The sequence below is a fragment of the Ruoffia sp. FAM 26255 genome, assembly GCF_045528525.1.
In the GTDB taxonomy this organism is placed as follows: domain Bacteria; phylum Bacillota; class Bacilli; order Lactobacillales; family Aerococcaceae; genus Ruoffia; species Ruoffia tabacinasalis.
The window spans coordinates 1-10,370 of record NZ_JBGQQX010000066.1; the positions used below are offsets into that span (position 1 = coordinate 1).

At 35.7% G+C, this 10,370-nt stretch carries 11 protein-coding genes; 8 read left to right on the forward strand and 3 right to left on the reverse strand.

Annotation, left to right across the window (positions count from 1 at the left end):
* Positions 1-295: 295 nt before the first annotated feature.
* The gene (locus ACEN31_RS10110) at positions 296-1,576 is read right to left on the reverse strand and encodes a toxic anion resistance protein (protein WP_407109334.1); all 1,281 of its coding nucleotides are present in this window, start codon (positions 1,574-1,576) and stop codon (positions 296-298) included.
* Positions 1,577-1,582: 6 nt separating this feature from the next.
* Positions 1,583-2,563, reverse strand: a complete 981-nt coding sequence (locus ACEN31_RS10115) for a 5-bromo-4-chloroindolyl phosphate hydrolysis family protein (protein ID WP_407109335.1) — start codon at positions 2,561-2,563, stop codon at positions 1,583-1,585.
* A gap of 257 nt (positions 2,564-2,820) precedes the next feature.
* On the opposite strand from ACEN31_RS10115, the gene ACEN31_RS10120 reads away from it, so the two are divergent.
* The 8 genes from ACEN31_RS10120 (at position 2,821) to rpsD (ending at position 9,698) form a co-directional block, all read left to right on the forward strand.
* On the forward strand, positions 2,821-3,402 hold the full coding sequence (locus ACEN31_RS10120) for an NUDIX hydrolase (RefSeq protein WP_407109336.1): 582 nt from the start codon (positions 2,821-2,823) through the stop codon (positions 3,400-3,402).
* A gap of 1 nt (position 3,403) precedes the next feature.
* Positions 3,404-3,844 carry a hypothetical protein gene (locus tag ACEN31_RS10125; RefSeq protein WP_407109337.1) on the forward strand — a complete coding sequence of 147 codons (441 nt, stop codon included), beginning with the start codon at positions 3,404-3,406 and terminating at the stop codon, positions 3,842-3,844.
* A 26-nt stretch (positions 3,845-3,870) separates the two neighbouring features.
* Positions 3,871-4,560 (forward strand): 5'-methylthioadenosine/adenosylhomocysteine nucleosidase, encoded by a 690-nt coding sequence (locus tag ACEN31_RS10130; protein WP_138403628.1) that lies wholly within the window; start codon positions 3,871-3,873, stop codon positions 4,558-4,560.
* A 413-nt stretch (positions 4,561-4,973) separates the two neighbouring features.
* Positions 4,974-5,771 (forward strand): amino acid ABC transporter substrate-binding protein, encoded by a 798-nt coding sequence (locus ACEN31_RS10135; protein WP_407109338.1) that lies wholly within the window; start codon positions 4,974-4,976, stop codon positions 5,769-5,771.
* Between the two features lie 36 nt (positions 5,772-5,807).
* Complete coding sequence (locus tag ACEN31_RS10140; protein ID WP_407094859.1) at positions 5,808-6,437, forward strand: amino acid ABC transporter permease; 630 nt, start codon at positions 5,808-5,810, stop codon at positions 6,435-6,437.
* 334 nt (positions 6,438-6,771) lie between these two features.
* Complete coding sequence (locus ACEN31_RS10145) at positions 6,772-8,196, forward strand: ABC transporter permease subunit (protein ID WP_407109339.1); 1,425 nt, start codon at positions 6,772-6,774, stop codon at positions 8,194-8,196.
* 11 nt (positions 8,197-8,207) lie between these two features.
* Complete coding sequence (locus ACEN31_RS10150; RefSeq protein WP_138403624.1) at positions 8,208-8,873, forward strand: amino acid ABC transporter ATP-binding protein; 666 nt, start codon at positions 8,208-8,210, stop codon at positions 8,871-8,873.
* Between the two features lie 216 nt (positions 8,874-9,089).
* Entirely contained in the window at positions 9,090-9,698 is a 609-nt protein-coding gene (rpsD, locus tag ACEN31_RS10155) for a 30S ribosomal protein S4 (protein WP_197104534.1), read from the forward strand.
* A gap of 220 nt (positions 9,699-9,918) precedes the next feature.
* Here the strand turns inward: rpsD and ACEN31_RS10160 are convergent, their stop codons facing one another.
* Positions 9,919-10,251 carry a BMP family ABC transporter substrate-binding protein gene (locus tag ACEN31_RS10160; RefSeq protein WP_407109340.1) on the reverse strand — a complete coding sequence of 111 codons (333 nt, stop codon included), beginning with the start codon at positions 10,249-10,251 and terminating at the stop codon, positions 9,919-9,921.
* Positions 10,252-10,370: the final 119 nt, after the last annotated feature.

A 10,370-nucleotide genomic window follows, 5' to 3' on the forward strand; every position in this document is an offset into this window, starting at 1 on the left:
GTTCTTTCATGGTAAGATGTGTGTAGGCCATTTGTGGTCACTCTCCTAATTTTCGTGGTTGGAAATTTATTTTGAGTGTACCACAAATGGTTTATTTATTTTTCTAGCTTAATTTTACAATTCAAGTTTTATAAAAGAAATAACTTTATATATTACAAGGAGAATAGTGATGCTCGTCTATATAAAAGATGAGATAGTAGATTGAGTATATAATGCCTAACTAGTATAAAAATTCCTCAAAAAATACATCGATCCATTAGAGAGCAAATCTCTATGAATCGATGTATTTTATTTATTAATATTCAGTTGGGTTATCTTGGCGTTGTCTTTTTTGCTCATTGGAGATAGCTAATAATTTATCACGTAGGTCATTTTCCATCTCAAGCAATTCTTGCTCTGCCAAACGGCGTTGTTGACGGCCTGTTTGTTGAATCTCTAATGTCTCTTCTAAAGTACTAATTAGATTGCTTTGCGTTTTGCGTAAGGTATCGATATCGATGACACCACGTTCTGCTTCACGAGCAATGTCGACAGTGCTTTGTTTCAACATTTCAGAATTCTTAAGTAACAAGTTGTTCGTTGTCTCAGACACTTGGCGTTGTGATGTGGCCGCGTTTTGTTGTCTAAGTAAGGCTAGGGCAATTGTAATTTGGTTCTCCCAAAGGGGGATAGCAGTATGGACTGAAACTTGAATCTTTTCAGCAAGCACTTGATTCGTATTTTGAATCATACGAATTTGTGGCGCTTGTTGAATAGTCATTTGTCGCGTCAGTCGTAAATCATGTGTTCGCTTATCCAAGCGGTCTAAGAATTGATTTAAGTCGTTCACTTTTTGGACTTCCATTTGATCTTGAGACTGACGCGCTTTTTCAATCGCTGCTGGAATGACTTCGCTTTGAAGCTGTTCCATCTTAACTTCTCCGGCAGCAATATAGACATTTAAAGCATCAAAGTAATCTTTATTTTTATTATAGAATTGTTCTAACATCTGATTGTCATTTAACAATTCCGTTTTTTCGCGTTCTAGGCGAATAGCCACTCGGTCAATTTGACTCCCAATTTGTTGGTAACGCATTTGAGTTTCAGTAATTGAACTCTTCACTCGTTTGAATACACGTTGGAAGATGTTTGGTTCAGCCGTTAGTTGACGTGGGTCAGATTCTTGTAGCTTAGTCATTAACTCTGTAAGAACATCACCAACTTCTCCCGTATCCTTTAATTGGACTTGTTGAAGGATCGAGCGAGAAAATTCACTTAATTTTTTCTGTGCATTTGAACCATAAGCTATGATGGCACCCATGTTCGCTTCATCAATTTGTTTAGCTAAGTCTTGTGCTTGTTTTTGGCGATGCTCTGGCAAACGTTCGATTAACTTTTCATTGGATACTTGACGTTTAGCAAGCATTTCTTGATCAGCTAAATCTTTTTCTAGCGTTTGCTCGATAGTTTCATCGAAGGGATTGTCAAGTAATTCATCAAATTCAGATGATTCTTGTTGCGTTGGTTGAACGGGTTCATTGATAGAACCGTGTTCTTGTTCTAATAGTTCGTCGAATAAGTCTTTTTCTTCAGTCATATTTTTCTACTCCTTCGTCTCGATGTCATCATCTTTGTCCATATTATTCCAATCTTCTAATATTTCATCAACCGATTTAGATGGATCATTTGTTTGCTGGCGATTTAAAGTACGGTTAGCTAAATTAATCTCGTCATCTAAATCTTGATAAGTCGCCTTGTGGAAGCTAATATAATCTTCAGTTAAGCGTTCAGCTAATTCTTCAATCGTCTGAGCACTTTTTTCTAGAATCAGATACGTTTGTTTGTTCTTAGCAATGTGTTCGCTCACTTCATTGTATTTCTCAGTTAAATCATCTAAGGAAGGGAGAATACGGTATATAACATCTCCGGCTTCACTGAAGCGTTTAGGTTCTTTGACAATATCTTGAAAGAATTGCTTACTTATTTCAATCGTATTGTGTCTAACATCAATGGCACGTAATTTAGCAGTAGCGTTCATTTGTTTTTCAATCGAGATAATATGTTCGCGTGCTTGGGCTAATTGTTCTCTAAAGTATGAAATTTCTTCATCAGATAAACCAGCTTCTTGATAATGTTGAATTTTATCTGTTGCTTTAGATCTAGAAAAAGGGTTTTTGGTAAATGATTTTGGCTGATTCACAAATATCTTATCAATGATAAAAGTCATAACTCCAAACCCAAAAAGGGTGGTTAGACATAAGATAAAGAGTAATATTATATTATTTATCATATGATAATCAACCTCAAAAATCGCATTAAGACCTGCCCCCGCAAGACTTAAAAGCGAAAATAAATAGACAATGGTTTGTAAAAGATGGGGATTGTCATTAGTTTGATGGTTATATAGACGTGATAATGTTGAAATTGAACCAAGGGTCATAACGATGACGATGGTTAGGTAAATAAGTGAGTATGGTAAAAATGTTGAGTCGGATAGCAGTATCCCAAGGAATAGTAAAATTACAATAATCATGGGAACATTTCTGCGCTTACGACTTGATTTATTTGTATGTGGTCGTTTCATAATTAATCCTCCATTTAATTTTTTTCTTTTTCATGTTCATCTTAACTAAAGTTTATCATAGAGCATTGAATCATTTATCGGACTAGAGACCCATATTTAAATATTGGGCATATAAATTTAACCGAAAAGTCATGCATTACACACAGAACTTGTCTATACTTACAGTTAGAGAAGAATGAAAAGTGGATTGAAGTCTTTACTTGTATTATACAGGAAGAGGCGCTACAATTTGTCTTATATTTATTAGGAGGTACATGATGTATTCGAATCCAGAACATATCCCATTCTTACAAGATGAAGCTTTAAAAGAAAGTGAATTAATCTATGATGGGGCAATCTTACAATTATATCGAAATCAAATCGAATTAGAGAACGGGCAACTTGCTTACCGTGAATTAATTAATCATCAATCAGCGGTCGGTATTTTAGCGATCACACCGCGTGATACTGCAATACTTGTGAAGCAATATCGACCTGCAGTGGTTGATCACATTATTGAGATACCTGCGGGTTTAAGAGATTTTATTGAGGGTAAAGAAGAAGATGCACTCCTAGCAGCTAAACGTGAACTTGAAGAAGAGACAGGCTATCAGGCGAACGATTGGACGGAGTTAGGTAGTTATTATGTGTCTCCAGGCTTTATTAATGAAAAGGTAACCGTATTTGTTGCGGAAGGCTTAATTAAAGTCGAAAATCCACTTGCTCAAGATGAGGACGAACAGATTGAATTAGTTGAATATACTCGTCAAGAAGTGAAGACTATGCTAGATAATGATGAAGTGAGGGATATGAAGACTGCACTTGCTTTAAATTACTGGCTATATCAAAAGGGTGAATAAAATGTTTAATAGAAAACGAAATAGTGCTTATGAAGATTATTTAGATTATGATAATAATCAAGAAGAAGAGCTGGAATTTGATGAAACACGTGAATATCAGATTAATCCAGATGAAACATATGAGGAGAATCTGTGGCCAAGTGAAGAGGATTACTCCTATTATCAAGAGCAACAAGATGACTTCAATCCTGAATATGAAACAAGAAGTCAAAGATATGCAAATGATGAACAAGAAATTCCATATGAAACAAATTATGAAAGTGAAATACCAGAGGAATATACAGAAGAGAATGACGAGCAAGAAGCAACAAGAACGAGTCAAAACAATGCAATGCCAAGACGTGCGAAGTATAATGCACGGATCGATCGCTTCTTAAACAATGGTATTATCATTGTTGGCGTATTATTAATTATCGTGTTAGTCATTGCATTCTTACTATAAAATACATAAAAGAAAGAGGAATAATTATGATTATTGGGCTAATTGGAGCGATGGAAGAAGAAATTCGCGAGTTAAAAAAATCTATTACAAATCAAGAACACACTGAGCAATTCGGTGTAGAATTTATTAAAGGTAATTTGGAAGGCAAAGAAGTTGTTCTCGTATTATCAGGGATTGGGAAAGTAAACGTAACAATCACAGTGACATTATTAAAACAATTATTTAATGTGACACATATTATTAATACAGGGTCAGCTGGAGCACTGGACTCTGCTTTAGAAGTCGGAGATATTGTGATTGCCCATTCATTAACTTATCATGATGTCGATGTAACCGGCTTTAATTATGAGCTTGGACAAATGGCTGGAATGCCAGCGCAATATTATCCAGATACTGAAATGGTAAGAATAGCTCAAAATGCATGTCGTGAAATTGGCTTAGAACCTTATATCGGACAAATTGTTTCAGGTGATCAATTTGTTTCAACACAAGAACAAAAGTCAGAAATATTAAATAATTTCCCGTTAGCTCGAGCGGCTGAAATGGAATCTACTGCGATTGCTCAAGCAGCATATGTTATGGGAGTCCCATTTGTTATTATTCGTGCGATTTCAGATTCAGCTAATGATGAAGCTTCAGTTACATTCGATGAATTCATTGTTACTGCAGGTAAAGTATCTGCCACAATGGTGATGGCAACTGTTGCAGCCTTATAATTTACAATGTAAGGACGATGCCTCCTAAGAAATTAGGGGGGATTTTTTTGTGGTTAGAAGACAAAATCAGTAACTTTTATTAGAATTAAATTAAAACACTTGACTTGTTTGATTATATATCTTATTATAAACTCATAAATAAAACAGATTGTTTCAAAGGACGAAGAGATAGGCAAGGTTATGAAAGAGAATTTGCGGTAGCTGAGAAGCAAAGCATAGCCCCCTATGAAGACACACCCTTTGTATAATAATCAAGGTTGACCCTTTATCGTCAAAGTAATTCTATTACTTGCTGAGATAATTATTGCGAAATAATTATAAAAAAAGGTGGGACCACGTCGTAGACGTCCTTTAATCCGATTGGATTAAAGGACGTCTTTTGTTGCTTTGATTTATAAAAAGGAGATAAGAAAATGAAAAAATTTGTATCAAAAATTAGTATGGTATTTGTCGCTCTATTGTTATTATTATCCGTTTCAAAGCCAAGTTTTGCACAAGAAATAAATAAAGATGAAGGGGTAGTCATTGGTTTCGATGACACTTTTGCCCCTTTTGGTTTCAAGAATGAAGCAGGAGAGAATGTTGGTTTTGATATTGATTTAGCCAATGAAATTCTAGGTCGTCTGGATGTTGAATATTCTTTCCAACCTATTGACTGGAGTATGAAAGAAACAGAGTTAAACACTGGAAACATTGATATGATCTGGAACGGTTATTCAGTTACACCACAACGTGAAGAAGTTGTCCTATTCTCAGAGCCATATATTCAAAACCGTCAAGTGATTATTGTTAAAGCGGATAGTGATATTCAATCCAAAGAAGATTTTGCAGGTAGATTAATCGCAACTCAAGAGCAATCTGCTTCACTAGAAGCGATTATGAATGAAGCTGACTTTGCCGAAGCACTAGATGGCGCTCAACCAGTCACCTATCCAACGTTTGTAGAAGTATTTAGTGACTTAGATAATGGCCGGGTAGAAGGTATTGTTGTTGATGAATTATTAGCAACTTACTTCCTAGAGCAAAATGGGACGGCAGATCAATATCGAATTTTAGAAGAAAACTTTGGTGAAGAAGACTATGCTGTCGGTTTCCGTAAATCAGATGAAGCGTTTGTTGAAGAGTTTAATGCCGTGTTAGCAGAAATTATTGAAGATGACACATTTACAGAAATTAAATCACAATGGTTTAGTGATGTAGATAGCGAATAATATAACTAATGAGTAAGCTATAAGGAGCGAAAAGAAATGAACTTATCAATGTTACAACCCCTATATAATGGTTTCGTTACAACCTTTCAATTTTTCATATTCACGCTAATATTAAGTATTCCCCTAGGGTTAATAATTGCCTTATTAGCGCAGAGATTTTCGAAAACATTAGGGTTAATAGTGAATGGGTACGTTTATCTTTTTCGCGGGACGCCTTTATTGCTTCAAATGATGTTTATGTTCTTTGGTCTTCCATTTATTGGCATAGTATCGGGGCGGTTTGAAGCCGCCCTCATTACTTTAGTCTTAAATTATACCGCTTATTTTGTTGAGATTTTTAGAGGTGGGTTAAATGCCATACCTAAAGGGCAGTACGAAGCCTTACAAGTTCTTTCAATCAATCGCTTCAATGGTTTAAAAAACGTCATATTTCCACAATTATGGAAAATCGTTATGCCATCCGTAGGGAATGAAGTCATTAGTTTGATTAAAGATACATCATTAATCCATATTCTTGGTTTAGAAGAATTATTAAAAGTAGGTCGAACGATGTCGAATCAACAAGCCAGTTTAATGCCATTTGTTTATGTAGCAATTATTTATTTATTATTTACAGGTGTGACAACATTGGTGTTGAGATTTATCGAAAGACGCATCGAAGCTTAAAATTAAAAAGATATTAAAATCATTGACTTTAACGTTGGTTTCTTTTACCATATTCTTAATAATAATTTATTTATGGATAGGTTTTAAAGATGGATTCCTTCATGAAAGAGAGTTTGCGGTAGCTGGAAAGCAAATCATGAAGCCATACTCACACACACCCTATCACAAAACATAAAACGTTTGACGCGTTATCGTCTCACTTTTGCTCATGTAGCATAAGTGATTAAGTTAATTACCGTGAGGTAATTATAAATGAAGGTGGAACCACGTCTCGACGTCCTTTGCTCCCAAACAGAGTGAAGGGCGTTTTTAATTTGTTTAAAGGAGTTTGAAAATGAAAAAATGGCTTAATTTATTAATACTTAGTATGTTGGTATTTGTACCCATCCAAGCAGCAGCTCAATCGGATATAACAATCCAACCTGGTGAGACAGTTACAGTTGGACTCGATTCAACTTTCGCACCTTATGGGTTTATAGATGATGGTGAATATACAGGCTTTGACATTGAATTAGCTGAAGAAGTCTTTGACAACATGGGGGTTGATTATGAATTCCAATCCATTGACTGGTCAATGAAAGAAGCAGAACTGAATAACGGAAATATTGATATGATCTGGAACGGTTATTCAAAAACACCTGAGAGAGAAGAATTAGTACTTTTCTCTGATAATTATGTCGAAGGTCGCGTCGGTGTATTAGTTAAGAATGATAGTGAGATTCAAACGATTGCAGATTTAGAAGGTAAGAAAGTTGCGACTCAAGAAGGATCCTCTCAATTAGAAGCAATCAGACAACAACCAGGCTTAGAAGAATCATTAGATGACGGTCGAGTGATTACTTTCTCTTCTTTTAATGAAGTCCTTCAAGAATTAGCTACAGGTCGGGTGGATGCGATTGTGGTTGCAGAATTAGTGACAAGATATTATTTCTCACAAAACGGTCAAGCAGGCGACTACCGCATGTTAGATGAAGACTTTGGAATAACTGAAACAGCCGTAGGTTTCAGACAAAATGAAACAGCCTTTGTTGAAGACTTTAATGTCGCTTTAAATGAGGTATTAAATAGTGAAGCTTATGAAGAAATAGAAAATCGTTGGTTCGCTGAATTAGGAGGCGATGAGTCTGCTGAAGAAGCAAATATGCTTGCACCATTATTGGATGCAGCCAAAACAACTTTACTCGTATTCTTTGTTGTTTTAATTGTCAGTATTCCACTTGGTTTGATTATCGCCTTATTAGAACAACGCGCACCAGCTTGGATAAAAGCAATCATCCAAGTATATGTATACGTCTTTAGGGGGTCGCCATTACTTCTTCAATTAATGGTTGTATATTTCGGCTTACCGTTTTTAGGTATTACACTAGACCGTGTGCCTGCAGCCTTAGCGACTATGATCATAAACTACGCTGCTTATCTAGTGGAGATTTTCCGAGGGGGCTTAAATGCCATTCCTCAAGGTCAGTACGAATCATTAAAAGTATTATCTATTAATAAACTAACCGGATATCGTCGAGTGATTCTCCCACAACTATGGAAAGTAGTAATGCCTTCCGTAGGTAATGAAGTCATCAGTTTAGTAAAAGACACATCACTTATTTATATTCTTGGTTTAGACGAATTACTAAAAGTAGGACGTTCATTATCTAATCAGTACGCAAGTATGATGCCATACTTATATGTCGGTGTGATTTACTTAGCTTTAACAGGGATTGTCACAATCGTATTAAATCAAATTGAGAAGAGAATTGACTATTAGGAGGATTACAAATGAGTTTAATCGTAAAGGACGTTAGTAAACAGTTCGGGAACAATGTCGTAATTAGTAATTATAGTATGGAAGTTGCCCCAGGAGAAATTACAGTCATTCTAGGGGAGTCGGGAAGCGGGAAGACAACATTACTACGTATGATCAATCACCTAGAAGAAGTTGATAAAGGTTCTATCTCGATTGATGATACTTACTTAGTTAAAGACGGAGAATATCAAGATAATCAATCCATTAAAGATTATCAATACAAGATCGGACTTGTATTCCAAGATTATCAATTATTCCCAAACTTAAGTGTGACTGAGAATTTATTATTAGCACCACTTTCGAATAAATTTGCTGACAAAGCAGTTTTAGAAGAAAGAGCGGCTTCATTGTTGGAACAAATGGGTGTCGGAGACAAAGGGGATTCTAAACCGAGCCAGTTATCAGGTGGACAAAAGCAACGTGTTGCGATTGCGCGAGCGATGATGATGAATCCAAGCTTACTTTGCTTCGATGAACCAACCTCTGCCTTAGATGAGAAAACTGTCGGTAAAATTGCGGAATTAATTACTCAACTATCTAATCAAGGGATTATGATTTTGATTATTACCCATGATAATGAATTAGTAAAATTATTAGGAGACGCAAGAGTGATTCGAACGACAGAATTTATCAAATAATGCTTGCTTTTGATACACCTGTTTGGTACACTAGCTCTTGTGTAAAATAATGCAGCGTTAAAACAGAAAGCGCGTCAACATTCTAAAACCTAATGAAATAAGTAGGGCATCGAGTAACCGCGGCTGCTAATGGTGAAAGTGAAAAGCGGAATGCACGCATTCGAGTTTTAAACAGAATTATTTTACTCCAAAAAAACTTATTGGAGGAATTAAATTATGTCAAGATATACAGGACCATCATGGAAATTATCACGTCGTTTAGGAATCTCTTTAACTGAAACAGGGAAAGAAATCGCAAAACGTAACTACGCACCAGGACAACACGGGAACAACTCTCGTAGAAAAATCTCTGAGTACGGATCTCAATTACAAGAGAAACAAAAATTACGTTTCATGTACGGATTAAACGAACGTCAATTCGCAACATTATACCTACGTGCAGGTAAAATGGAAGGAAAACACGGTGAGAACTTCATGGTGTTATTAGAAACTCGTTTAGATAACTTAGTATACCGTTTAGGATTTGCTAATACACGTCGTCAAGCACGTCAATTAGTTAACCACGGTCACGTTACTGTAGATGGTAAACGTGTTGATATTCCATCATACTTAGTATCACCAGACCAAGTGATTGGTTTACGTGAAAAATCTCAAGAATTAGCATTAATCAAAAACAACTTAGAAAACGTTGTTTCTCGTTTAGACTTCATCTCATATGACGAAAACTCTAAAGAAGGTACTTTAACTCGTTTACCAGAACGTAGCGAATTAAATGCTGAAATTGATGAGTCATTAGTTGTTGAGTACTACAACAAATTAGGCTAATCTTTAGTAAAGATTTAATAACACAGAGTAATTTATATAACGGGTGTCAGTTTAGAGCTTATTCTAAACGGCACTCGTTATTTTCTGTCATAGGGTATAATAATAGGCTTACTTATTGCTTAAATTGAATGGATTCTTAAAAAAGACAATCGAATATTAAAAAAGACAAAAAATATCAGGACCACAAAAGTGATCCTGATATTTAAATTATTAGTATATATTATTCTGGAGCATCTGGAACTTCAATGTCTCCGTCTATAATTTGTTGTTTGTAATCTTCGATGACTTCTAATGATTCATCGGTTAATCTTCCTTCTGCGATACCTACACCATCGTTAGCAAGGTTAAACCATTGGATGCCAGGTTCAAAGCCTTCTTCCATCATAGTATTACTGAAAGAGTGAATGGCATTCCCAGTGTTCTTTAAAGTAGAAGTTAAGTTGATATTGCGAGTTTCACCATCAATATCTACTTCACCTTCAGCACTTTGGTCTAAATCAACACCGATGACCCATAAATCTCGGTCAGGTTCAATACTTACTAAGTTTTGAATTTACCCAAAATTTTACGATATCGCATACCATAATAAAAGCCCGAGACATTCGCATGTGGAAAACATGGAAGCCTCAGGCTTTTTAACTATCCACAGCCTAAATCTGTGGACTCTTTTCG